This is a genomic window from Bacteroidota bacterium, assembly GCA_023957335.1.
GTDB lineage: Bacteria > Bacteroidota > Bacteroidia > NS11-12g > UBA955 > JALOAG01.
This window is the reverse complement of sequence record JAMLHC010000001.1, coordinates 465499-491722: the sequence shown is the minus strand read 5'-3', so window position 1 is coordinate 491722 and position 26224 is coordinate 465499. Positions and strand designations below refer to the sequence as shown.

The window sequence follows — 26224 nt, the reverse complement described above, 5'->3', positions numbered from 1 at the left end:
ATGTTGCCTACATGGTATGATTTGTATGAAAAGGCTTGCCGGCAATTAAGAGGGCTTGAAGATGCACAACCTATTGCCAAACGCTTGATTGAAGAATTAGCTTGCGAAACGCTGGTTAAACTTCGTTTTGCCAATATTCAGCCTGACATGCAGCAGAGTCAGCATTTTGAAAAGTGTCTGGAAAGACTATCCAATTCCGAACCTTTGCAATACGTGTTGGGATATACATATTTCATGAATATGAAACTCAGTGTTAATGCTTCAGTATTAATTCCACGACCGGAAACAGAGGAGTTAGTTTTGTTAGCACAAAGTCTTTTTGTTAATGAGCAAGCTATCAAAGTCATTGATTTTTGTACAGGTAGTGCATGCATCGCTTTGGGGGTTAAGAAATTATTTCCTAATGCAGAAATTTGGGCAACAGATATCAGCATGGATGCCTTGCATACCGCTGAAAGCAATGCTGTTGATATTTTTGGCAAATCGCATGGAATTCATTTTCTTCAACATGACTTGTTGCAAACCGCAACACTGCAGGACAATCCTCAGTTTGATTTGATTCTATCTAATCCGCCCTATATAACCCGACAAGAAGCCGGAGAGATGTCGCCATCCGTGTTAGACTTTGAACCCCATATCGCTCTTTTTGCCGAAGGTGAAGACGCATTGATTTTTTATAAAGCACTTTTGACTATGGCAAAACAGTATCTAAAGCCACAGGGTGTTATGCTTTGTGAAATTAACCCTCTCTATGCACAACAAAACAAAGTAATGGGGATACAAGCCGGTTTTGTGTCTGAGATTATCAAAGACATGAGTGCTAAGGAAAGGTTTTGGAAGATTGCTAAGCAATAATCAAAGAACACAAAAAAATCCTGTCCGAAATTCACGAACAGGATTTGAAAAAATTAATTATGGTATGCATTAGTCAACTAAGACTCCGACAACTTCTGTTTCTCCTTTTGTGTTTTTACCCTCTATCAATATTCCGCCTTTTTTGTTTTGTAATAATGCAATTGCATTGTTCACGGAGTAAACTTTGGCTTTGTCAATAGATGTGATAATAAAGCCTTTTTGTAATTTGCCTGCAAAAGCACCTTTTTTTACGTCAACAACCCTTACACCGTTGGTCAGGTTGAGTTTTTCCAGGTCTTTTTTATTAATATTTTCAAGCACTAAACCAAAGGCTTCATTTTGATTTTGAGCTTCATATACTTGGGGTTTGCTGTTTCCGTCTTTGTTGAGTAGTGTTGCTGTAACAGTTTTAGTTTCGCCATTTCTGTTGATAAGCAATTCGATTTTATCACCCGGGCGGTATTTGCCAACCTCTTCCTGCAAAGCAGAACTTGAATTTACGTCCTTATTGTTGATTTTAAGTATAATGTCACCCACTTTAATGCCGGCTTTTTTGGCAGCACTTTGATCCATTACATCATGTACATAAACTCCTTTGAGTCCTCTGATATGTTCTTTTTCGGCAAGTTCGCTTGTAATATCCTGAATCGAAACACCAAGCAAACCTCTTTGCACTCCGCCAAACTCCTTAATGTCATCCAATACTTTTTTTGCCAAATTGATGGGAATGGCGAATCCATATCCAATAAAACTACCTGTCTGAGAAGCAATAGCCGTATTGATTCCGATGAGTTCACCCTTTGTGTTTACTAAGGCTCCACCGCTATTTCCGGGGTTAATGGCTGCATCGGTTTGGATGAAGTTTTCGATGGCGTATTGATTGTTGTTTGTACGAAGTAGATTCAAACTTCTTCCTTTTGCGGAAATAATTCCGGCAGTAACGGTTGAGCTCAGGTTCATAGGATTTCCAACGGCAATTACCCATTCGCCTACTTTCATAGAATCAGAATTGCCGGTAGGCATGAAAGGCAACTCTTTTTCATTGATTTTTAAAAGGGCTAAATCTGTTGTAGGGTCTGTGCCGACAAGGTCTGCTACATAAGTTCTTTTGTCGTTCAAAGTTACTTCTATTTTGTCGGCATCTTGAACTACGTGATTGTTTGTGGCTATATAGCCATCTGCGGTGATGATGACGCCCGACCCGCTTGCACCCTGAGGTCCTTGTGGAACATCAAATTTGAACCCGTGTTCACCAAAGAAATCAAAAAAGTCAGGGAATGGAGCATTGCCATCCTGATTGTTTCGGCTATTGGCTTGGCGAGGTTCTATGGTTGTTTTGATGTAAACCACACTGGGGGTGGACAGTTCGGCAGCCTGAACAAAGTCAAATCCCGATCCTGTTTGGGTATTTTGAAGTGCCGCAAACGCCAATGCACGTTGTTCATTGTCTAATACGGAAGAATTAATTTGGGAAGGTTTTTCAAAAAAATTGTAAACCCCTAAGGCTACTAAACCTCCGATGATTCCTGCTGCAAGAAAGCTAAGTATCTTTTTCATTGTATAATTGATTGTTGTTTTCTAACGGACTAAATTAGTCAAAAATTATTCCTTTCTTAAAGCGTTCATGGATAAAATTTGTACTTTCAAAATAATTAATCCTATTGTTGCCATGAAAGTTTCCTTGTTTACCTTTGTCGGTCAATACGAATTAAAAGCAAGTCACAATGCCTCTTGAGAAAAGATTAAGTGAACAAAACCTGTTTGAAGAACTCAGAATGGGGAATGACAAGGCATTGGTGCAATTATATAAAGACAACTATTCAATGGTACGCAACTATATCATGCGAAATAATGGTAAGGCAGAAGATGCCGAAGATGTTTTGCAAGAAGCAGTTGTTGTGGTGTGGGAAAAGGTCAGAGAAACGAATTTTGAGCTTACATCCCGCTTGTCAACCTATTTGATGGCTATTGTCAAAAATATGTGGTTGAAAAAATTGAATAAAAATAACCGTATTGACTTTGATAATGAAAAGGTAACGGCTCTAAGAATAGGCTATCATCAGGATTTTGGAAACGAAAAACTTAAAATAGTAGGACAAATGATGGATAGATTGGATGACGGATGCAAACAGATTCTTACCCTATTTTATTTTAAAGATTTAGAAACCAAAAAAATTGCTGAAATCATGCAGTTTGCAAATGCAGATGTGGTCAAAAGTAAGAAATACCAATGTTTTAAGAAGTTGCAATCTTTGTTTGAAGAAAATTATAACAGTTCGGATTTTTTTGAATAAGAAATGAATTTTACCGAAAAAGACATATCGTTATTTGATGAATATCTGAAGGGCAATTTATCCGAACAAGAAAAAACTGCCTTTGAACAAAAGCTTGCTACAGATGAAGAATTCAAAAGAGATTTTGAGATGTATTCAACTTTGGTGGATGGCATTAGGACGCATGCAAGAGAGGAGTTGAAAAGAAAGATTGCAAAGGAAGGCGAGGTCAAATATATTCAAAATATTTGGGGCAAGAAAGGCACCATGGCTGCTGCTGCAGTGCTTATTTTCTTTTTGGGTTTGTATTTTGTGTTTGAAAGTAATCTGGGTAAGAAACTACTTCCTTCCCAAGACTCACAGCCCGCGATTGCGATGGAGGATAGCCCTCGCGCGGAGCCTCAAGCCAAGCAAAAGAAGTCAACTCCCAAAAGCTCAAATACAGAAGTAACGGACGATTCGCTCAATCAACTTATGGCTGCCAATGAAGATGATAGCTTGCGAGAAGATAGTCTCACTGAAGAGCAAATCGAAGAAAATACGATTGCGGCAACGCAGGACTTGAATGATTCAATTTCTGCTGATATTGCAAGTGGAGGCACTCTTTCTAAAAGTGCAGGATTTGCAGCGCCTGTTCCGGCAAAAGCCGACCAAGGGGAAGAAAATGTAGTAACCGGTCAGTTGTTACTTGATTCTGTTTATAATGCTTTGAAAATTACAAACGAATCACTCGAAGACAATGATAAAAAAGGTGAAGAAGAATATATACACGTTAATATGCAAATTTGGAAATCACCGCTTAACTCTAAAGTTGGAAAGTTTGTTATTACAGGTAATTCAGCTACAGCAGAGATTTATGGGTTAATACCAAGCGAAATCAGAGCGGTGTTTGTGAATGAACAAAGAGAGTTGATTGTTTTGGGGAATAAACAAGCCTATATTATTAAACCTGCCAGAGATTATCAACCATACAAAACATCCAGAGAGACAAGTTTTATTAACGAGCTGATTCATCTAAATGAAAATTGATTTTTATAAATATCAGGGGACGGGAAATGATTTTGTGATTATAGACAACCGTTTTAAGCAAATAAACAAACTCCCTGTTAAACAAATATGTGACAGACGCTTTGGAATCGGAGCAGATGGGCTTATGCTGCTTGAACAACTCACAGGGTATGACTTCAAAATGGTCTATTACAACTCAGACGGAAATGAAAGCACAATGTGTGGTAACGGTGGACGTTGTCTGGCTGCTTTTGCTCATAAAATGGGTTTGGGTAAAAATGAAGTATTGAATTTCCTTGCTATTGATGGAGAACATCAAGCGTTGATTATGCCTCAGGGCATTGTTTCACTACAAATGAATGATGTCAATAATGTTTTAACTCATGAATCAGATTTGGTTTTAGACACGGGTTCTCCGCATTATGTCCGCTTTGTTGAAGATGTTCATTCTGTCAATCTTGTTACAGAAGCTCACAAAGTGCGATATGCGCCTGAGTATAAAGACAAAGGTATAAATGTGAATTTTGTTCATATTTTGAATGATAATGAAATTGCAGTACGCACTTATGAACGAGGGGTAGAAGATGAGACATTGAGTTGTGGAACCGGTGTAACTGCTTGTGCTCTGGCACAATCTGAGAATGCAAAATTTGGCTTAGGACAACACGAGGTTTCTATTCATACGCCAGGTGGCAAACTCAGTGTGTCTTTCAATAAAACAAGTAAAGGTTACGACAATATTCGATTGATAGGACCGGCAGTAGAAGTGTTTTCAGGAGTGTATCACTACTAATAAGGAAATTGCGGGTCTTTGGACTTCGATATTACCTGCAATTATAAATTATATCTCATCTTGATTCCAAACTCTGTCAAAGCAGTAGGGAAGGCTTGGGATGTCTTAGGTTTATTTCTGCTATGAGTAAGATACAAGCTTAAGTTAATATGGTCGTTCACCATATAATCCAGTGTAGGTCTGATTGACAAAGTGTTGCTTCCTTGTGTAGGTTCAGAAAGTGGTGTAGTCAGGTCTCTTCTAATCATAACATTATCCATCAAAGAAATATCCAGCATGAAATTTAGGTCATTCTTGAGAAACATTCTCCGTCCACGCCAACGTATGGGTAATACCACTTCTTTAGCTCTAAAACCTGCACCAAAACTCAGCTCAGTTCTTCTGTTTTCAGTTAATTGTTGGTTTGCAACCAATAAAGAAACGGCTCTGGTTTTTCGGTATTCAAATCTGAAATTCCAGTTGTTTTTCATGGCAATATTGATACCCGCCAAAGGCGCAAAATTTTCAGTAATAGTAACACTTCCAATCTGATATTGTGAAACAAAATCTTTGCCTATTTCAGGTTGAGCCTCTTTGCTGTATCTAAGTTCACTGGTGTAATTTGAAAAAGAATAAGTTCCGTTGTATGCGTGTGTGATACTGATACTTGAGAAATATTTCTTAAATAGTTCAATTTTGCTTAGCCCGTTGTAGCTCAAACGCCAATTTGGGAGAGGCATCTTCTTGAAAATGTCCAGACCTACTTTACTATTGTTTTTGCCGGTATAAGCTGAATAGAACGAGTTAATTAAAACATCAGGGCTGATTTGGGAATAACCCACAGGGTATTTGGTTGTGCTGTCCATCCAGCCGTGTTGAACACGGTTGTCTTGGTTCTGTAATCTTTGGGCTATCACATATCGGTCATTTTTGAATTGAGTGAAGACTTTCGATTCTTTATTATCATCTAATTGATCAAACGCTGTTCTCCAGAATATGCCACTTCTCGTAAATTGACCTACTTCTCTGAGTCCGATATCTCTGAATGTGCCGGTGGAGTCAGCGTCAAATCTGAAATTGGATTGAATATTACGAGATTCGGTCAGGTTGAAATCAAAATCGATTCTCATATCCTTGATAGGTTCTACGGTTATCTTACTCTGTATAGTGTTTGAGGTCAGTTGTGTATAGAAATTAGCCTGTAGCGGATCATTTGACAAGAATCCTTGTTGAGCCAAGCGGTAGCGAATAGAGGGGTCTTGTCCTCCCAAAATAAAATCCCAACCGGGTGTGTTGGTTTTAAAGTCATTGCCGAAATAATCGGGAGCCTGGTTGAATCCGGGAAGTGCTATACCGTTATTAGAAGTATAGTTAAAAGTGATTTGTTTGAACATTGTCACAAATCGTAGAATATTCTTAGTGGCACCGGACATCTCCTTGGGCTGATCTTTGTCATTTTTATCTTCAGTTTTTGAATTTGCTGGAGGATTTTGACGGGTGTTTCTTGCCGGAGGCGCATTGAGTTTCTTGAAAATTTTGAATTTATTATAAAATGTACTAAGGTTTAATGTGGCGTTACCATTGATTGTACGAGAGTTTTGGATGGTGCTTCCCAATCCGGGCGCTGCAGGCGGAGGTTGCAACCATTCAAAGTTAGCGCTGTATCGGGTATTAACTTGAATCCAATCTAAAAATTTGATTTTATTGATAGGAACAGTATAGGTAATATTAGCGGTTTGATTAAATCCCGAAAGTGTTCCCATATTAAAGAATTCTTGTCTTACCGAATCGCGCTTAGCTTCAGTGTCTAATCTACCAATAGGCTCGCCAATTCTGCCGTTTGCGGTTGATTGGTAATCAAACTTTAGGTTTCTGCTGATTTGCCAACCAAGTGTGTAGAATCGGTTGATTGTGAAATTTTTGTCGAATAGTCGGGGAGTAGGGTTTTTATACAAATCATTGCTTCTGTTTTGTAATTCAGAATAATATCGGTCTATATCCAAGCGAATATTAGCAGACTGAGGGTACAAATACAGATTAAAATCTTTGATAAAGGGCAAATGTTTAGTCTTTATTTTTTTAAATGGTTCCCAAGGTTTGGGCTGTAATGACACTATATACCCGATGCTTCCTTTGTAGGAATTTTGGATTTGTTCTTCTATCTGTTGATTCCTCCTATATAGTTTTTGGACAGAGTATGAGACATTGAAATTCTCAAGATCCCAAGGTTTTTGTTTTGCGTTTCCTACGCGGTTCTTCCGAACATTGATAAAATTAAGGCTATATCGGGAGGTGAAATCTTCTGCCGCTTGTTTTACTCTGTCTTTCTCGGCTGCATCGTGTATGGTGCTAAGCGTTGTGCTCAGCTCAATATCAGGATTGAGAGGGTTGAATTTGGGGCGTATGATATTTTCATTATAGCCAATAAACATTGGAATGGTGATTCCCAGTTTTTGAGGAAAGAATTTGCCGAGTTCAACATTAGAATTCACATCATACTGATATTGATTAGTTAGGCTTCTTTGGTTCAACCTTTGGTCAATAGCACCAAAACCAATAGTTTTAATGTTGCCTGAAAGATTTACAGTCGAAAAATCGGATAATTGTGCCACGATTCTTCCTGTTGCTGCCCAGCCTCCACTATTTGCAATGTCGGTTACACGGAGTTCATTAAACCAAACTTCTCCGCATTGTTCTCTGTTGGAGCGGTTGCGAATACCAATCATAATAACCCTGACATTGCTCAAATCCGGAAGTCCAATTAATGTAATTCTGGCACCGCCATCTATGTTTCTCACAAAAGGTTTTGACATCGGTGAACCTGAGTTTGCACGTTCTTGCTTGGTTCGGTATAGTTCGTCAAGAGCAAAATCTAAATTATTGGCAAGTGGCCAAATATTATTTGAAGCAAAGTTGAAAGGTTCGCTCACTTTCAAAGGAATTTCATATTCATAATAATTGCCGACTACATCAGTACCCAAACGAATAAAAGCAGTCATCTCATTGTCTTTCAAGTCCGTTCCTTCTGCATGGACAAACATTTTTAAATTTTTGTAATTTCTGATGTCAAGATTCATGGTCTTGAAAGCACCGCGTGCATCGTCAGGTGCCAAATTGCAGTAGTTAAGTGCAATAGATTGTTCGTTTCTCTTGACTGCACCGGGTGTGATTGGGTCAATCTCGCGAGGAGTGTTAGGGGGAGTAGTATAAGGGAATGGTCGTTTGTTTCCGTTTGCTTCTATATTGACCGTTGAAACAGAAAATATGGTTCTGTCATTTGGGTCAGCCGGCAGAGATACTCCCGGATTTTTGAGTGAGGTAAGGTTACGCCTCCAATCAGAGCGTATTAATTGAAGTTGTGCAATACGCAAAATAACAGAATCTTCAAACCCTTTCATAAACATTCTCATGAAACGAATGGATTTAAAATCTGAAATATTCCCTACTACTTTGTTATACTCTTTAATTGGAATTTTGAATTGATACCATGTAATGTCGTCTTTTTGACCGTTTTTGAGCACAACTTCAGTAACAATAGAATCTGTAATAAAGTTTTTTCCGATTCTCATGGATGAGGGTGAGAGGTCAATACTGTATTGGAAATAATCCTCGTTTTGATTCATGGTGAAGTCATTGTTGATGTCCTCACAGTCGGGCGTAGTTGTGGATGATTTAGGGCTTCCGTCAGGTAATAACTCTAATGTTGAATTGCCTTGATGGTTATTGTATTTTTTGTATCGGTCTATGATATTTGTTTTATTGTCATCGTAAAGCGGGTCGCGGTTGTGCATGTAATTATCGCCCGAAGGATCCGCTGATGCAATTTTATAGATGATAGAATTTGTTCCGAAATGACTTGCAAGAGAGTCTAAGAATTTGTCTTTATAAAACTTTCTCTCTTCTTCATCAGTTAGCCCGTCTAATCCTATGTCCTGAAAGGGTCTTGATTCTGTATTGTTGTCAAAAGCAAAGTTAATTTGAGGCAAAAGAGGCACATAACCAAAAGTGGATGGGTCTATGGTACCTCTGTCTGTTCCGTTCTTTGGGAAACCATTCTCATAGGTCTTTCTTCTGTCGGGCAGAATATCTTCGGAAATATTGCCTAAATTTATGTAGAGTTTGCCGTGGTTAGATGTGTTTGGGTCATATTTGAAAGGATCCATCATCCAGATTTCAATATAATCAATATTGGCAGCTTCAAAATCATTGGTTTCAATCTTGCGCATTATGCCTCCCCAGGTTTGTGAAGGATTATTGAATGTACCATTAGGGTTTAAATCAAATGTTTTGGAATTGTAGTTGTAAGGTCCTCTTGTATTGGGGAAGAATGCAATATCAAGCGTAGGCAATATATTAGGTACTCCTTGTTGAAGTTCTTTGTTTTGAAAAACTTCTTTTACAGTTATCTCACGCATATAATGGTTGGATTGCATCTCTATATCATCTTTGATATGCTGAGGTGTATTCTTGTCGTTTCTATAAAAAGTGGGATCCACGGAATACCATGCAATCAAGCCGCGATAATTAAGCCAAGAGGATTTGTCTGTCAATGAATTATCCCATTCAGGAAACAAATCAGGTTGTTTTTGGGGAATACTTGCCAGCTTCCAATTCATAGGCTGTCGTAATTCAAAGGGGACTTCGGCTGCTTCAAAATCATCTATGTAGGAAATTCCACGCTCTCCTTTCTTCTCAATGGAGCGGGGCTTGCCCGGAATGAGTCTTGCATATTCTGCCTGAATGAGTATGCTTGACTCTTCTTTGGTTTCTATAAAAGGAATTTTATCTACTAATTTGGTAAGAAAGCGTGATTTTGAGTTGTAAATCCCGTCAAATCCAAAAATAGTATTCATAAGAGGATCTTCGCCAATAGATGTTTTAGGCGTAAGTGGTCTTTCATACATGTGCATGATTGTTCCGCCCAAGTTTAATTTTTTATTTACGGCATAATCAAACCTTGACCCAATGAGGGTTTTTTGTTGTGTGTTAAACATGGTTTGGTTTTCCGATGACACAGTAATGTTGGCACCGCTCGACAAAATACCTTGATTAATGATGGTTACTTTGCCGACATTGTAATCCACAATATAATCCGAACCTTCTTTGAGTTTGTTTCCGTTTGCAAACACCTGAACCGATCCGGGTGGAACGTTCATTGCATTCAGCATTATTTCTGCGCTCGAGCTTCCTTTATATTTTCCTTTTAGGAAGAATTTATTCTTTAAAACATCTTGGGTAGCGAGCGAACGGGTTGAGTCATAGAGTGCATCAAAAGTGTATTTTTCAGCCAAAAGACTGTCTTTTCCAAATTTGCTTTTGAGGAAACTGCCAAAAGGTTCAGCTACGGGGAAAATTACCTGCCCTCTTTGTCTATTGATAGTAATTCCATCTATTGCATCAAAAACACCATCAGGTTTGGCTTCTTGTTGACGATTAATTCTGTCCAAATTGAATAATCTCAATAGAGGTACACCACCGCTAATGCCGGGGATATTCTCTACCGGAAGATAGTTGAGATCAGCACCGGAAGGGTCGTCTGCATAAACTACATCAAAGTAAAATTCTTCAAGATTGAGATTGTTTGTATTCAACGAATAGATGTTTTTCATCATCAGATGCCACATAGGAATCTTAGTTCTTACAGTAGTGCTTTTCAGCATCTTAAGAAATAATACTCTACTGTCCACATCTTGTGCTACTTCGGATGAAAATTCACCCACTTTGTACACTTGCCCGTTGTATGTATATTCAAATGCCACACCCAATACTTCATCATTGTTTAAGGATTGGTTTAACGAAATATATCCCAATCGTGTGTTTAGTGTGTATTCATTTTCATTGAGTTTGCGTGCACCATTCACAAATTCATAATCAAAACCGGGTTCAAAACTTGGAATTGCAGCAGTAATCCCGTCTATTGAGGTACTTGCCCTACGTGCCTGATTGGATGAAGCCAGCGTTGGATAAACTGAGTTGAATTCATTGGATGGATAAGGAATCGAATTATTTGTACTTACATTGTTGTTGTATGGTTTACTCTCTGCCAAGTCCATGAAAGCAACCACGTCTCTTGTGTTTTCAAACATGCCGCCTTTGTTGGTAACCCACACTTCCACTCTGTTGATTACAACACCGGAGTTAATAATGGGTAAATTAGCAAGTGCATTGTCATAGTTATCAAAAAAATACTGACTCAAAAAGAAGTGACGGTTTTGTTCATACATATCTGCCTGAATGTTGAACGTTGTAGTCTGAGCGCCATTAGAAACTGACTGCTCTGTTCTTTGACCTTTGTTTTGAGAGAATAAGGCAGACCAAGTAAGTCGCCCAAATTGCATTTCTGTTCTAATACCAAACAAGCTGCTTCCTCCTTGGATTAAGCTGCTGTTTAATGGCATGCTGATATTTCCGAGTTCTATTTTTTTGAGTATGTCATCCTCTTTTCCTACCCAATTTAAGTTGGTTTGATTTTCGAAGTCAAAAGTTGCTTTGGTATCGTATTTAATTCCGATTTTAATTCTGTCGCCAATATTACCTGTAACCCCCAATTGTAAGTTTTGGTCAAAAATTAATTGTGGTGGAGGTTTTTGCATTCGCACAGAAAAGTTAGGGTTTTTAACCCTATTGATATTCATCCCTAACGTGAGTTCAGCAGTTCCGGTAGGTTGAATTTCAATTAAGCCATTCCCCATAAACTTGGTTAAGTTAGGCAAAATTCCTAATCCGGGGCTTTTACTACTACCCCCTCTTGCAAAGTTTTGTGCACGTCCTTGACTTTGAAAATAGTCGCGATTAATCTTTTTGGAATACTCTTCCATGTATTCTTGCCTCGTGAGTTCGCGCACACCCGGCAAATAACGGTCGCCTACTTTTCTGCGTATCTCATATTTGCCCGTGGCTGAGTTAAAATTGACCTCTTCTTTTATATTCTCAGGATTGGGCAAGTCAATACCGCTCCCTTTTCCGTTTTTACTGATAGGGAAACGCAGGTTGTTTGAGTCGTTGGACGTACTATCTCCGGCAAATCCGAAAGATTTAGTAATAAATAAAAAAAAGAAACAAATAAAGAAAGTACAAAGTCTGATATAAGAAGAAAGCGCTTTTGAATTTCCCTTGGAAGCAATTTGTGGGAGTAGTACTTTCAATAATTGTCTTTTCACCTTCAGTCCTTGTCTTGATTATTCCGGTAGATTGGTTTTTATAAAACGCGTAATGCATTTTTGATAAGATTTTCGACTGAAATGTTGGGATTGTCACTAAGGATTTTTCCGATAGCTTTGGCTGCCAAGTTCTTGTTAAAACCCAAGGATTCAAGTGCCAGTAGCGCCTCTTGGTTAAGAGAAATAGCCATATCTGCTGATGGGTGTAAGGTATCGGTATTGTTCATTTTTCCTAATTTGTCCTGTAATTCAACTACAATTCTCTGGGCTGTTTTGGGACCTATGCCCTTAATAGAATTTAATAACGAAATATTACCTTTAACTATTGCATTAATTATCTCATTTGTCGATTGAGATGATAAAATCATGCGAGCCGTTGATGGACCAACTCCGCTAACACTGATGAGTGATCTGAAAAGTACTCTTTCATCTTCTTTGGCAAATCCATATAAAGTTTGTGCATTTTCATTAACGGCAAAATGCACATATACCTTTCCTTCCTTCTTATCTTTCAGCGCCTCAAAGGTCGTTAAAGAGATGTTTACATAATATCCAACTCCCGCACAATCAACAACGAGATATGTGGGTGTAATCATTGCAAAATTTCCGCGCAAGTATTCATACATAGGTGCGCGAAAATAGTAAATAAAACACAAGAAACCACATGCGTTTGCGTACCTGATTTTTATATGGTTTCTAACTTTTCAGTGATTCTTTTTATCCATACATTTAGTTGAATAAAGTTGGAAGCTCAAAATTTATTTTAGTAGAAATAATTACATTTGCGCTATAAATCAAGATTATGAAAAAGAATATTGGAAGTATTGTCATTGGTCTGTCTGTAATCATTGCAGCTTTTGCTTTTGCAAATGCTTACCAAAACCGAAATAAAGGGAATAATACAATCTCGGTCACGGGATTGGGTAGCAAGGATTTTGTTTCTGATTTGATTGTATGGGACGGTTCTTTTTCATCTAAAAATATGAATCTTAAAGATGCTTATGCGGATCTTGATACTAAACGAGAAACAATTAAATCGTATTTAGCTGCGCAGGGGATTCAACCGTCAGAAATTATTTTTTCGGCTATTTCTGTTAATGAGGAATTTGATAATGAATATGATAAAGATGGGTGGAAAGTAATTAAGGCCACCTTTACAGGTTATAGATTACAACAAGATGTACAAATTGAGTCGAATAATGTTGACAAGGTAGAAAAAGTTTCAAGAGAAATTTCTGAGTTAATCAAAATGGGAGTTTCACTTAATTCAGAGTTGCCGCGATATTATTATACCAAACTTGCTGAATTGAAAATACAGATGATTGAAGAAGCTACCAAAGATGCCAATATGAGAGCAAGAAAAATTGCCGAAAGTGCAGGGAGTGGAGTGGGCAGATTGAAGAGTGCGGGTTTGGGGGTATTTCAGATAATTGCTCAAAATTCTGCCGATGATTATTCTTGGGGCGGTTCATTTAATACTTCTTCTAAAAGAAAGACCGCTACAATTACCGTCAGACTCGAATACGAGGTAAGGTAAATCTTTAGTACCTTAAGTCAAGCTTTTTTACCCATTCCGCAAAGTCGGGATAGGTCTTAAGTATATCTTGCAATTTGTCTTCTTTGGTATAAGGAATATCCGATTTGAATTGTGTGTCAAACTCGGTAAATTCGATGTCGAACTCTATCTCAGAAAGTTTAAGTGAAAGGAATTGTTTGATAGATAGTTTTTCTTCATTTAATGCATCATTATTCATTCCCTTAGGGATGAATATTGTCAGTGTCCTACCTAACAATTCTGCTTTACAGTTTGAAAGGATGGTAGCAAGATAATTTTTATTTTCAGTTGTGTATTTGCTGCTCATCTCGTTCATTAAATTTCCCAAATAAATAGCATCATATTCCTGTTTGGCAGGTTCATTTGTTGATTCCTGTGCATTATCGCCCAATACTGATGTTTCAGTCATTTCTGTATCGAGCATAGAAACTTTAGTAGTTGTGTCGGTCTCTATACTGTGAGATTCTTTATCAGTTTGATTTTCAAACGACTCTGTTTCAGATTCAGTTACTATGAGATTGTTTGGAGTGATGGTGTTGTTTTTATTATCAACGTTATCCTCCTTTGGTATGGGATTGAGTCCCGAAGATGTTTTTTGAATTTTAATTGCAGGAAGTTCAATATCAGGAGCTTCCTTAATGTTAATAGTATTTGCAAGTTGGCTGCTAATATGCAGTTCGGTTGGGTTGGAAGTCCCCGATTCGCTAATTATCTCATCACTTTTTTTTTTATTTCATCTAAAGTGGCTCCCACTTCAATCATACTTTGAAGATGACATAGTTTCAGAAATGCTAACTCGGTGTAAAAGGCTGGATTATAGCTGGATTTAATATTAGTTTCAAAGTTGTAACAGATGTTTAATCCATTAAGCAGGAATCCGGCAGATATTTTCTTAGCTTGCTCTTCGTACATCTTAATGTGCTTTTCACTCAACTCCATCAATTTAAGTGTGGATGGTTCCTTTGCTACAAGCAGATTTCTGAAATGCGCAGCCAGTCCACTGAGAATTGACTGTGTGTCAAATCCTTTGTCTAATATTTCATTGAGAAGTAATAATGTGGAAGATATATCCCCGTTGAAAAAGTAATCAGTCAGTTTAAAGAAGAAATCTTTGTCTAGAATATTAAGATTTTCTGCAGCCTCTTTGTATGTTATATTTCCAATACAAAAGCTGGACATCATATCAAAAAGCGATAAGGCATCACGCATGCCGCCATCTGCTTTCTCTGCAATCAAATGTAGTGCTTCCGGTTCATATTTGACCTGTTCGTTGTCCGCAACCTTGATAAGTTGGTTTACAATGTCAAATAGTGAGATTCTTTTGAAATTGAAAACCTGACAGCGGGATAAAATCGTGGGGAGTATTTTATGTTTTTCGGTAGTTGCCAGAATAAAAATGGCATATTTGGGAGGTTCCTCAAGTGTCTTCAAAAAGGCATTAAATGCAGCTTGTGACAACATGTGAACCTCATCAATAATATATACTTTGTATCTTCCTGTCTGGGGTGGAATTCTGACCTGCTCAATTAATGCTCTAATATCATCTACGGAGTTATTAGAAGCGGCATCAAGCTCAAAAATGTTAAATGAATAATCTTTATTTGGGTCGTCTTTGCCTGAAGAATTAATTACCTTGGCAAGGATGCGCGCACAGGTGGTCTTGCCGACACCTCTTGGACCGGTAAACAAGAATGCTTGGGCTAATTTGTCAAGGCGAATTTCATTCTCAAGCGTATCAGTAATATGCTTTTGTCCAACCACTTCATCAAAGTTCATTGGGCGGTACTTGCGTGCTGAAACTATATAGTTTTCCATTACTGAATTAGGGATGGCAAATTAAACAACTTCTATATTGAAATAAAAGGATATGTGGAAAGAAATGAGAATATTTTATAAGTCCTCGCAAGTAAAATAATTTGTATCTCAAAGGTATTCAAATAGAAAATGCTATATATTTGCACCCCATTATTATAACAAATAAAAAAATGAAAAAAGTATTTAACCTATCATTTATGATTGCTGCCTTAGCTGCAACAACATTATTTACATCTTGCTCTAAAGAGGAAGAAAACCCTGACAAGCCCATGCCCACTCTTTCTGTTGAGGTACTCAATATTGCAGGTTCCGAAATAACAGTTGGAAAGGCAGAACAACTTCATTTCAGATGGAATGCAATCAAAGCAGGTGGTGGATCTGATCTTAAAACATTGACCATTTCTCAACAAGGAATTAATGTAACTGACTTACTACCTTCTACTGCTAAAGGAAATGCATTTACCAATAATGTGCTTTCTCTTTCAGGTTCTGACAAGACTCAGTATGTTGATACTATAACTCTTGAGTCAGGTGATAACGAAGGCACAACTTCATACACCTTTAAAATTGAAGATAAAGATGGAAATATAGTAACTAAAGTAATCAAAGTAACTGTAAAAGCAAATGCAAATGAAACCCCTCTTGCAACTATTAAAGATGGAGCTTTTTGGCATATTCAAGGTACAAAAGAAGGAGCCTATAATTTAGTAGATGACGCAGCTGTAGCTGCAGGATCTCCTGTTGCAAACAAAGATATGTTGAATACTGATAAAAGCGGAGATGCGTTTACCGGTAGCTTCAAAGCTGGAAATGATACAAGGTTTGTAAAAGCTAATTCTTATGATTATGCTAATGCAACTGTTGAGTCAGCTACTACTGCTTATACTGCAGGTACTGCAACTGATGCAATTACAAATCCCGCTGCCAATGACATTTACATTGCTAAATTAAGAAGCGGTGATGATTACGTTGTGATTAAGATTACTGCTGTTGATGCTGCTAATAATGATTGCGGATGCGGAAACACAGGTAAAATCACCTTCGAATACAAAAAGAAATAATTGATTCTCAAATAAACATAAAAAAGCCTTCCCTGTCGGAAGGTTTTTTTTATGTTTAAATTTTAGGAGTAATATTCAATTCAAATATTGTGGTAGTGAATTTTAATTCCTAACATTGCAGTATTGCTATATGGAGAGTAATAACGTAATATCAATACATGGCGCAGATTTTTTTAACGAAAACAATCTGGTTATGAATCAGGTTGATTTAGAATTAAAAAAAGGAGAGTTTGCCTATTTGATTGGAAAGACCGGAGGCGGAAAATCTACTTTCTTGAAAACACTTTATGGTGAAATTAAACTTCAAGAAGGAAGTGGAGAAGTTGCCGGATTTGATCTCAGAAAATTAACCAGAAGACAAATACCTAAATTAAGAAGAAAGTTGGGTATTGTTTTTCAGGATTTTCAGTTGCTTACAGACAGAAATGTTATGGATAACCTTTTGTTTGTCTTGCAAGCAACCGGCTGGAAAGATTCTTTGAAAATGAAAAATAGAGCTAGAGAAGTACTTGACTTAGTCGGATTGTCAACCAAAGACTACAAAATGCCTCATCAACTTTCGGGAGGTGAACAGCAGAGATTAGTTATTGCGAGAGCAATACTTAATTCACCGGAGCTAATCCTTGCGGACGAACCAACCGGTAACCTCGATCCGGATTTGAGTGAAGACATTGTTAAACTTTTAATGGATATATCAACTGAGGAGAATGCATCTGTTCTAATGGCAACTCATGATTTTGTGTTGTTGGAGAAATTTCCATCAAAGGTGTTTAAGATTAATGCAGGTAAGATTGAAACTTTAGAAGATTCGCGTGGTGCCAGACTGTAAGTATTTATATTATGAACATAAAGCTGCTTTTTCTACTCGGAACGGTGTTCTGTGTATCAAAGCTCAACGCTTGGGAAGGTGGCTATATGCTCGGTGCACGATCGGTTGCGCTTGGTAATTGTGGATTATCAACAAAAGATTTATGGGCAGTAAGCAATAATCCGGCTTTGCTGCCATTCCAGAATAAAAATAGTGTTGGAATCACAGTCCAAAATAGATTTGGAGTGTCCAATCTTAATGCCGGAGCCATAGCTGCTAATTTTGTTAATGACTATGGAGCTATGGGATTTTATACTTATTCATTCGGTAACTCGGCTTATTATGAATACAGTAGTGGACTTTCATTTGCCAAATTGCTTACACGTGATTTCGCTGCTGGTATCACGCTTTATTATACAGGACTTGTTGTGAGAGAATATGGTAACTTTGGTGCACCTGCTTTTAATCTCGGATTTAGTTTCCCTTTTAATGAGAAGTTCTCGGGTGCATTTAAAATAAATAACCCCACGCGCAGCAAAATTGCTGGGATAGAAAATGAAAGAACGCAATCAAGTGCGGCTTTGGGCATCAATCATCAAGTGGCAACCCATACTACTTTATATGTGGAAGGCGAGGTTTATCAAAAATATCCAATGGATTTTAGATGTGGATTTGAATATAGTCCTCAAAAAGATGTAGCTGTCAGAGCCGGATTCTCAACTCATAGACGTTCGGTATCTTTTGGATTCAGTTATGAAAAGAGTTTTAAGTTCGTTGTGGGGTTGAGTTATCACAGCAGATTGGGGTTTTCATCAACTTTTGATTCACAATTTTATTTTGGAAAAACTACGGAGAAATAATCATGCATTGTTATTTTGTCTTATCATACTGCCTGTAGTTTCATTTGCACAGACAGAAGATGATTTTGAACGTGATGTAGAGACTTGGGTAAACAAGGAGGAAAATGCAATTGATTTTCAGGATTTGTATGAACAGACTACACAATTCCAAAACAAAAAATTAAACTTAAACAAAGCCACTTATGAAGATTTGAGTCGTTTTTCGTTTCTATCGTCTTCACAAATCTTTGCTATTCTTAATCACCGTATGAGATTTGGAGATTTGTTATCAATTTATGAACTGCAAGTGATTGAAGAATTGGATGAACCCACAATTATCAAAATGATTCCTTATGTGATGGTTAACGATAACCCTTATGTTTTTTTCAATAGCAAACCTAGATTAGAACGCTCATTTCGTCATGAACTTGTTTTACTTTATGCTGAGCGATTGGAAAGGGCAGGAGGTTATTTTGCATCTAATGATTCGTCCAATACACCTTTTGCGGGGAGCCCACAGAGGATAGTTATGCGATATAAAGGTGAATATAATCAGAAGATACGATTTGGATTTGTAAGTGAAAAGGATGCAGGCGAAGATTTTTTTACCGGAAGTAACCCTCAAGGCTTTGACTTTAACTCTGTTTATATTACTTATAAGAATGATAGGGGAATTGTAAGAAATATTGTGTTAGGTGACTTCCAAGCTACTTTTGGACAGGGGCTGACTTTTGGTTCTGGTTTGTTTTTTGGCAAGTCTTCTCAGATAACCAATATCAAATGCAATCAGAATGGATTTAGACCTAATCGTTCACTCAATGAGAATGATTTTCTGAGAGGTGGCGGGATAACAATAGGTTATGGTACGGTTGAACTGTCAAGTTTTATTGCGCGCAACAGAATGGATGGTACGTTGTCTGATTCAGATACATCTGAGAGTTTTATTTTTTCCTCGTTTGCCTCTACCGGATTGCACAGAACACAAACAGAAATCACTAAAAAAAATTCTGTCGGCAGAACTATGTTGGGAGGTAATTTGAATTGGAAATTGCAAAGGCTATCTGTCGGCTATACCTCAGTCTTTGTGGCTTATGACTATCCTTTTGTCCCTCAAAACGTATTATATAACCAATTCCGATTTAGTGGCGGAAGCAATTTTAACCAAGGTGTGAACTATTCTTATTTGGCAAGCAATTGGGTGCTTTTTGGTGAAGTTTCATCTTCTGCATTCTTACAAGGAATATCCTATTTGCAGGGGGGATTACTCAGTTTGGGCAAAAAGCTTGACTTTGCATTTTTACATAGAGATATTGCAAAAGATTACACCTTTGTTTATTCTAGCGCGTTTACGGAATCCTCTACTATCTCTAATGAAAAAGGTACTTATATGGGTTTTGTTTGGCGACCCTCCTATAAATGGACGGTCAATTTGTATCATGATATTTTTGCTCATGAATGGTTGAAATACAGAGTGGATGCTCCCTCTGATGGTTCGGATTTTATGTCTGAAATACAATTTTCAGAGAGGAAGAAATTCATTGTTTATGCCCGATTTCAACTTAGACATAAGTCAATAAATACCAGTGTTTTTGGTTCTAATTTGAATGTTTTAGCACATACCCGAAAATGTCAGGTACGATTCAATGCTCAATATTTTCTTTCTCCTGAATTAACACTAAAAGCAAGAGCAGAATGGGTACAGTTTGAAAAGCAATTGAATATTGGTGCACCGGAGCATGGAAGTCTTGCATATATTGATATCACAAAACAATTTTCAAAAATCAAAACGCGTATAAGTTGTAGATACTCAATGTTCAATACGGATAGTTACGATTCCAGAATTTATACTTTTGAAAGCGATGTAATGTATTCTTACTCCATTCCTGCATATCAACATTCAGGGTCAATGGTATATTTATTAATTAAGTCACGGCTCTATAAAGGCATTGACCTTTGGATTAGATACTCAAGAACCATATACTCTAATATTAATACGATTGGAAGTGGAGTAGATAAGATAGAGGGTAATAAATTGACTGATTTAAAGATTCAACTGAGTGTGAAGTTCTAATAAAAAAAAGAGCCACTCGTTTAAGTGGCTCTTTTTGAAATGCTTGTGAAATTATCTCAACAGTGTAACTGTTCCTTTGTATTCATAGTCTTTACCGTCAAAACCTGTTACTTTGACCAAGTAAGTATAGACATCCTGTTTGCAATCCACGCCATTGAACTTACCATCCCAACCTTCGTTCAGGTCGTTAGATTCATAGAGTTTTTCACCCCATCTGTTAAAGAGTTTCACGTCAAAGGCGATAATACCCTGTGCAATAACGAAGAATCTGTTGTTGAGGTGTGGTCCTGAACCATTGGGACTGAACGCGTTGGGGATATATACAGTAACGTCCGGTCCAATTTTCACCCATTGCTCGGTAGAATCCTTACAGCCTTTGTCGGAAGTAACCCATAGTTTGATTAGATAGCTTGCAGTATCTTGTGGATAGAAGAATTCCGGATTTGTTTTGGTAGAAGTATCCTCGTTATTGCCCACTCCGAAGTCCCAGACATAATTCATAGAGCCAAACTCAATAGCACTAAGGTTTTTCATTCTGAAACGAGGGATAGCGACCGTAGTAAAATAAGAAGGAGTGGTTTTGAAAGCAGCCTTTGGATTAGGATATACATTTACATAATCCAATCTGATAGAATCAGATTCACAGCCTGCTTTATTATTTTTCACTACTAATTTTACATTATAATCACCGGCATCCTTATAGACAATTCCGCTAGGGTTGGGGTCTGTAGAAGTTCTGATTTGCGAATCCAGTTCCCAGAAATAAGTAACATCGCCATCTTTAGGTTTGAGCAGTGTAGATTGAAAATCCACGGTCAGCGGTTGACAACCTTGCAGAGGCGTACCGGAGAAATCGAACTGCGGGTAAGGTCTAATCAGGAGCAATATGCTGTCTCTGACCTGTGGACACACCCCAACCGCATCGGTTTCGACCCTTACAAATACTTGCCCGGTTGTTGTGTCTGTAGTTCCGTGCGTATAAATAGGTTCAAGCGCTTTGTTATCATTGAAAGATCCATCCCCGTCATGTGTCCAAGTGATAGAGTTGGCAAATTTCATGACACTCTTCAACTCAAACGGGATGAATTCGCACTGTTCGAATGGTTTAGGATTTGAGATATTGAGTTCCGGTTGCGATTGCACTCTAACCTTAAAGGTATCAGCATTAGCACATCCGGTAATAGGGTGTGTATATTTGAAAGAGAGTTCATAAGGACCTTCATACTGCTTTGTAGCAGGTGATTCAGCCGGGTCAAAATAATAGTCATTTCCGGAATTTTTCACGCCAAACCCAAACCACTTGCCATCAGCACCGGGGTTAGCCGGGATGATGCTCTTGAGCGGTCTATTACCGGCAGTATTACAAATTAAACTGAATGTATCCAATCTTACCACAGGCAATGAGCTTACGTTGATGGTAGTGCTGTCAGCCACATAACAACCGCTTGCAGTGTGAACGAATTTGAGGTCAAAGAAGCCGGGACCTTTAAAAGGCAAGAACTTAGAGGAGTCAGCGACCCATTGCTGATAGTTAGGCGGTCCTGATTTTGTAAACCATCGTCCGTTTTTCAGGTTTACATAGTTGTTCAGGTTAAGTGTGTCAAAGTTAACGCACTGATTAGGAATAGTAGTAAACTCGATATGAGGTAATTCCACGATTTCGATAAAAGTGGTGTCACAAGATTGGCAGTTTGTGAGCATGTTTGTAGCACATAACTCTACTTTATACCATCCGAGTTTGTTTTTATTTCCAACAGGACCTGCATCCAAAGCTCTGTTGTCCGGATTTGACCCGAAAGGCACGAGCAGGTTGTCATAATTTGCAGGGGAAATCAGAGGGGGAGCATCCAGTATTCTCCAAACGGGCTTAGCTCCTGAGGATAATTGTTTAATGACCCCGTTTTCTCTCATCAAAGGAATAATAGAAACCAAACTTCCTTTGGGCGCAGAGGGTACCCAATCACCAAAGTCAGCATTCTGACAGAACATTCCGCTGTCGAGAGCAATCTTAGGGTTGGGGTTAATTACCACCTTGAATGAGTCGATATTATAGCAGCCGAAGACATCTTGTCCGTCCGCTCTTACCCATTCAAAAGGTTTTGTACCGTCAGGGAAGCTGTCTGTTTCAAAGAAGAGACCACTGTTTACAATTCCCGGTTTTTTATGTGAGAATTTCACCCAATCCGGTTTGGCATCAGGACCTGCAGGGCTTTTTAGATTAATTCTGCCATAATCAAAACATTTGGGGTCCATAGGTTTAAAGGTAATGATAGGCAGTGGCAATATTCTGATATTAATTGTATCAGCATTGACACAAGTTACATCGGATTGAGTAACAGTAACATACAGTTCGTAGAAGATACTATCCACACTTGGATAAGATTGCGAAAAGACGCTGTCGGATGATATGGTAGCATTTCCTAAATCGGAGAGTTTGCTCCAGCGGAAACTACCGGGATATTTAGTAGGTGTTCTTCCGGCAACAAACTTGAGTGTGTCGTTGTTGATAGGATAATTGCTTCTGATACAGATAAACTTATCGCCACCGGCATCAGCAATGACTTTTTCATTGACAAAAAGCTCCATAGTGTCAGTGCCCCAACATCCCAAGGTGTCAATCACATTATGCACGATTTTTCCGGGCGTATTCAGCCAAATATCATGCAGCGAATCCCCATTAATCTGCGACCTGCTCCAATAGAATTTATAGTTTCCGTCATCTTTATAGTTAGAGCTTAAAAACAATGTATCGTAACTGCATATCCGTTGGTCAGGACCCAAGTCAGGTCGTGGGTTAGGTACGGCAAGAATAAAAGTAGTATCAGAAGATAAGCAACCCTTTGCATCCGTAACATTGGCAGAAACATTTCTGTCCGTATTCGTGCCCACCCGCAAGAACATCAGACTGTCTTTAGGGTTTTTAGTTTTGAGCGGATTGTCCCATTGCACTTTAAAGGGACCTGTTCCATACATTATTTTCAAAGGAATCTGAACTGTATCGCCTTCACAAACAAAGGTGTCAGCGGGTACAATAGCCCGTAATAGTTCAGGTACGATAATCGTGTCTGAATATTCGGATGGGCAATTCAAAGGCGGGTTATTAATGGTGTATGTAATAATGTATTTTCCGCCTTGTACAAATTGTAAACTGTCTTTCTGTTTGAGCGAACGGAAAATAGGCACACCGGAGTTAGTAGAGTCTCTAATTTCCCATTGGTGTTGATAAACGCCTTTGTACCAGAATGTGTCTTCGGGAACACTTTCTAATTGCCATTTTCCGCAATCACCTTCCGTTAATTTTCTCTCAGCATAAGCACGCCTTTTGACCTTGACCGAGTAACCTCGGGAACTCAGTGCATTTCGTGGGCACGCCTTGTCACGTGCTGTAACAGTAAATAAGTACGGTGCCTCCCTTCCATCCCCGACTTTTGTTTGCCAACAAATTTCAACATCGCGAACAGCTGTGGTAACACCATTTTGGAATGTAAAATAAGGAACTCCAACTTTAAAAGTAGCACCGGGCAAGCCATTGTTCCACGACAAATCAATGGTATCCTTCCATGGCTGAGAACCACTACTTCCGGAGAATTCTTCATCCTCGGCTGTTATGGTCATACAGATTTTATCTCCTTCACAAACTGTGGGGTTTGTAATATCTTTGAGCATAGGCGGATTATTGTTTCCACAAGTTACAACACGAAGTTGTAAATCTCTCTTTGTGTAACCGATATAGAGCCACTTGTCAGCGTTTGCATCCATTCTAAATTGATCAATTTTAATACAGAGAATTCCGCATTCGTCACAATCTACAGGGTTAAAAGAAAGGTCGCCTGTCTCAGGGTCGAAACAAATACCTTCTGTTGTTCTGGTTTTGCTTCCGGGTCTGCAACTACAAGGAGTAGTTTTTCTGCAATAACCGGTCATAGGCCAAGTAGGAGTAAAGGGGCTTTTGTATGATACACTAGTCCCAGAACTTGCTTGAGACATAACTAATGAAAAAGACAAAGAATCCCCGTCAACGTCAACAACACCATTGTTGAAATAGAATTCTTGATTGCAACACAAATATCCAATAGGAGGGTTCCTTAAATCCGGGCTATCATCGCAATCTTTTTTCCAAGAGTTTTTAATATTGCAAATATCAATTTCAGCGTCAGTTGTATAGTCTCCGGGAATAATTGTAGTAATATATCCATTGCGGCAACATTCACCAAAGGACATTTTAAATCTGCAACAACCTTCACTAATCATTTTTGCCAAATTGCCGGTGCTAAAATCAATAACACCGGTGTACAAGTGTTCTTCAGTACCATCGCCACTTGTTGTGTTGGGCGGGTTACAAGGATTCTTTACATCTGCACAACTTGGCGTAATGTCCCTCATTGATACATTAGGCAGTGTAATGCTATAAGAAGTGCTTGCACTCCCTCTTGTACAACTGAATTGTATTGTTTTACTGCCCGCAAAAGGAATACCCCGGCAATCTCTGTAGAAAGCAAGAGTAACTTCAAATTTTAATGGACCTATACATTTCCATGTTATATCCGATCCCATAACGTGTGAAGCTTTTGCATCCTTAGTTGGGAATGCAATAATAACGAGTATCGCAATGATGATACTCAATGATTGGAATAATCTAAGTGGGTTGTAATTAGTAAAGATTTTGCTCATAGCGATTGAATTGAATGTTTAATAGACACAGTTTTTATATGAAATGTTGCCTCGCATTGTATTTTTTTTTACGTGAATAATTTTCGATTATTGTTTTATGCAATTACCATTTGTTTTTCCACATCATACTTTCAACGGGGCGGATGCTCTTTTCATTGTATTTAGCTCCTTTTTTGCTGTGATAAGGATTGATAATGTCTCCTTGAACTGCGAAATAGATTAATTGTCCAATAGGCATGCCTGCGTAAACCCTGACAGGAATAGCAGTAGTGATTTCTAATGTCCATTTGTTACAGAATCCAACATCTCCTTTGCCGGCAGTCGCATGTATATTAATGCCTAATCTTCCGGTACTTGATTTCCCTTCTAAGAAGGGGACGTGTTTGTGTGTTTCGGTATATTCATCAATTACTCCGAGATATAATGTATTGGGTTGTAACACAAATCCTTCTTCTGGAATATCGAAGTGTTGGATTTCGTTGTGCATACGGGCATCAATGATTGTGTCTTTGTAGGTTGCGAGATGCTTTCCTAAATGAACATCATAGCTGTTGCTTCCTAAACACTCACTTTTAAATGGCTCAATAAGTATGTTCCCTCTTTCAATTTCGGCTAAAATTTCCCCGTCACTTAGTATCATGTTGTATTCGTTCTATACACGGACAAATTAAGTGATTTTGTAACAAATAAAAAAATAGATTTTTATGTGAATCTATTTTATGACGATATCAAGCAGTTTTTTATCTGAAATATATCCTGTCAGGCGGTCGCCTTTTTTGATTTTATCTACGCCTGCAGGAGTTCCCGTATATATAATATCGCCTATCTTAAGTGTGTAGAATTGAGAAATATATGCAATGATTTCATCTACACAAAAAATCATGTCTGCGGTATTTCCTGTTTGAACTCTTGTGTCATTTATGTTTAGACTAAAATCGACATTTCGAATATTGAAATCGGTTAAGTCTATCCAATCACCAAGCCCGGCAGAATTGTCAAAGCCCTTTGATATCTCCCATGGCAGCCCCTTTTCTTTTAGTTTTTGTTGAATATCACGTGCAGTAAAGTCAATTCCTATGGTTATTTGCTTATAATACCTTTGAGCAAATTTTACATTTATCCCCTTGCCTAATCTACATATCCTCACGACTATCTCTGCTTCGTAATGAATGTCATTGGAGAATGCTGGAATATAAAATGGCTGTCCTTTGCGCAACAAGGCGGTCTCCGGTTTCAAAAAAATAACAGGAGATTCAGGGATTGTGTTTCCTAATTCATTTGCATGTAATGCATAGTTACGTCCTACACAAAATATTTTCAATGCAATGGATTGTGT

17 protein-coding genes are annotated in these 26224 nt (G+C 38.2%); 9 read left to right on the top strand and 8 right to left on the bottom strand.

The features are described 5' to 3' along the window. Positions 1–855, top strand: a complete 855-nt coding sequence (gene prmC / locus M9892_02000) for a peptide chain release factor N(5)-glutamine methyltransferase (GenBank protein MCO5253124.1) — start codon at positions 1–3, stop codon at positions 853–855. A gap of 69 nt (positions 856–924) precedes the next feature. Here the strand turns inward: prmC and M9892_01995 are convergent, their stop codons facing one another. Further along, entirely contained in the window at positions 925–2412 is a 1488-nt protein-coding gene (locus M9892_01995) for a Do family serine endopeptidase (protein ID MCO5253123.1), read from the bottom strand. 167 nt (positions 2413–2579) lie between these two features. Between M9892_01995 and M9892_01990 the strand changes: the two genes are divergently transcribed. The 3 genes from M9892_01990 to dapF are packed head-to-tail and all read left to right on the top strand — an operon-like array spanning position 2580 to position 4929. Next, complete coding sequence (locus M9892_01990; protein MCO5253122.1) at positions 2580–3149, top strand: sigma-70 family RNA polymerase sigma factor; 570 nt, start codon at positions 2580–2582, stop codon at positions 3147–3149. A gap of 3 nt (positions 3150–3152) precedes the next feature. Then, positions 3153–4157, top strand: coding sequence for a hypothetical protein (locus tag M9892_01985; GenBank protein ID MCO5253121.1), 1005 nt, complete (start codon positions 3153–3155; stop codon positions 4155–4157). After that, positions 4147–4929 (top strand): diaminopimelate epimerase, encoded by a 783-nt coding sequence (dapF, locus tag M9892_01980; protein ID MCO5253120.1) that lies wholly within the window; start codon positions 4147–4149, stop codon positions 4927–4929. The genes M9892_01985 and dapF overlap by 11 nt, the downstream gene beginning before the upstream one ends. Before the next feature lie 41 nt (positions 4930–4970). Here the strand turns inward: dapF and sprA are convergent, their stop codons facing one another. Together sprA and ruvA are read right to left on the bottom strand one after the other, a co-directional pair. Beyond that, complete coding sequence (sprA, locus tag M9892_01975) at positions 4971–12068, bottom strand: cell surface protein SprA (GenBank protein MCO5253119.1); 7098 nt, start codon at positions 12066–12068, stop codon at positions 4971–4973. A gap of 38 nt (positions 12069–12106) precedes the next feature. Continuing rightward, positions 12107–12694, bottom strand: coding sequence for a Holliday junction branch migration protein RuvA (gene ruvA / locus M9892_01970; protein MCO5253118.1), 588 nt, complete (start codon positions 12692–12694; stop codon positions 12107–12109). A gap of 176 nt (positions 12695–12870) precedes the next feature. Between ruvA and M9892_01965 the strand changes: the two genes are divergently transcribed. Next, on the top strand, positions 12871–13605 hold the full coding sequence (locus M9892_01965; GenBank protein ID MCO5253117.1) for an SIMPL domain-containing protein: 735 nt from the start codon (positions 12871–12873) through the stop codon (positions 13603–13605). A 4-nt stretch (positions 13606–13609) separates the two neighbouring features. Here M9892_01965 and M9892_01960 read toward each other — a convergent pair whose 3' ends face one another. Both M9892_01960 and dnaX read right to left on the bottom strand, forming a co-directional pair. After that, on the bottom strand, positions 13610–14047 hold the full coding sequence (locus M9892_01960) for a hypothetical protein (GenBank protein ID MCO5253116.1): 438 nt from the start codon (positions 14045–14047) through the stop codon (positions 13610–13612). A 284-nt stretch (positions 14048–14331) separates the two neighbouring features. Next, entirely contained in the window at positions 14332–15438 is a 1107-nt protein-coding gene (dnaX, locus tag M9892_01955) for a DNA polymerase III subunit gamma/tau (protein ID MCO5253115.1), read from the bottom strand. Positions 15439–15608: 170 nt separating this feature from the next. Between dnaX and M9892_01950 the strand changes: the two genes are divergently transcribed. From M9892_01950 to M9892_01935, 4 genes are all read left to right on the top strand, one after another. Continuing rightward, positions 15609–16499 (top strand): hypothetical protein, encoded by an 891-nt coding sequence (locus M9892_01950; protein MCO5253114.1) that lies wholly within the window; start codon positions 15609–15611, stop codon positions 16497–16499. Between the two features lie 130 nt (positions 16500–16629). Next, positions 16630–17328: an ATP-binding cassette domain-containing protein gene (locus tag M9892_01945; GenBank protein MCO5253113.1), complete on the top strand. Its 699-nt coding sequence runs from the start codon at positions 16630–16632 to the stop codon at positions 17326–17328. A gap of 11 nt (positions 17329–17339) precedes the next feature. Next, the gene (locus tag M9892_01940) at positions 17340–18167 is read left to right on the top strand and encodes a hypothetical protein (protein MCO5253112.1); all 828 of its coding nucleotides are present in this window, start codon (positions 17340–17342) and stop codon (positions 18165–18167) included. Continuing rightward, positions 18145–20217, top strand: a complete 2073-nt coding sequence (locus tag M9892_01935; protein MCO5253111.1) for a helix-hairpin-helix domain-containing protein — start codon at positions 18145–18147, stop codon at positions 20215–20217. Before M9892_01940 ends, M9892_01935 begins: the two co-directional genes overlap by 23 nt. 51 nt (positions 20218–20268) lie before the next feature. On the opposite strand, the gene M9892_01930 is transcribed toward M9892_01935, so the two are convergent. From M9892_01930 to M9892_01920, 3 genes are all read right to left on the bottom strand, one after another. Beyond that, positions 20269–24888, bottom strand: coding sequence for a gliding motility-associated C-terminal domain-containing protein (locus M9892_01930; protein MCO5253110.1), 4620 nt, complete (start codon positions 24886–24888; stop codon positions 20269–20271). A 103-nt stretch (positions 24889–24991) separates the two neighbouring features. Then, on the bottom strand, positions 24992–25528 hold the full coding sequence (gene dcd / locus M9892_01925) for a dCTP deaminase (protein ID MCO5253109.1): 537 nt from the start codon (positions 25526–25528) through the stop codon (positions 24992–24994). Between the two features lie 72 nt (positions 25529–25600). Beyond that, positions 25601–26209 (bottom strand): fumarylacetoacetate hydrolase family protein, encoded by a 609-nt coding sequence (locus tag M9892_01920; protein MCO5253108.1) that lies wholly within the window; start codon positions 26207–26209, stop codon positions 25601–25603. Positions 26210–26224: the final 15 nt, after the last annotated feature.

Bases quoted from the DNA above. Each gene is read 5' to 3' on its own strand.
- prmC (MCO5253124.1), top strand. From the start codon at position 1: ATGTTGCCTACATGGTATGATTTGTATGAAAAGGCTTGCCGGCAATTA.
- M9892_01995 (MCO5253123.1), bottom strand. From the start codon at position 2,412: ATGAAAAAGATACTTAGCTTTCTTGCAGCAGGAATCATCGGAGGTTTA.
- M9892_01990 (MCO5253122.1), top strand. From the start codon at position 2,580: ATGCCTCTTGAGAAAAGATTAAGTGAACAAAACCTGTTTGAAGAACTC.
- M9892_01985 (MCO5253121.1), top strand. From the start codon at position 3,153: ATGAATTTTACCGAAAAAGACATATCGTTATTTGATGAATATCTGAAG.
- dapF (MCO5253120.1), top strand. From the start codon at position 4,147: ATGAAAATTGATTTTTATAAATATCAGGGGACGGGAAATGATTTTGTG.
- ruvA (MCO5253118.1), bottom strand. From the start codon at position 12,694: ATGTATGAATACTTGCGCGGAAATTTTGCAATGATTACACCCACATAT.
- M9892_01965 (MCO5253117.1), top strand. From the start codon at position 12,871: ATGAAAAAGAATATTGGAAGTATTGTCATTGGTCTGTCTGTAATCATT.
- M9892_01960 (MCO5253116.1), bottom strand. From the start codon at position 14,047: ATGCTCGATACAGAAATGACTGAAACATCAGTATTGGGCGATAATGCA.
- dnaX (MCO5253115.1), bottom strand. From the start codon at position 15,438: ATGGAAAACTATATAGTTTCAGCACGCAAGTACCGCCCAATGAACTTT.
- M9892_01950 (MCO5253114.1), top strand. From the start codon at position 15,609: ATGAAAAAAGTATTTAACCTATCATTTATGATTGCTGCCTTAGCTGCA.
- M9892_01945 (MCO5253113.1), top strand. From the start codon at position 16,630: ATGGAGAGTAATAACGTAATATCAATACATGGCGCAGATTTTTTTAAC.
- M9892_01940 (MCO5253112.1), top strand. From the start codon at position 17,340: ATGAACATAAAGCTGCTTTTTCTACTCGGAACGGTGTTCTGTGTATCA.
- M9892_01930 (MCO5253110.1), bottom strand. From the start codon at position 24,888: ATGAGCAAAATCTTTACTAATTACAACCCACTTAGATTATTCCAATCA.
- dcd (MCO5253109.1), bottom strand. From the start codon at position 25,528: ATGATACTAAGTGACGGGGAAATTTTAGCCGAAATTGAAAGAGGGAAC.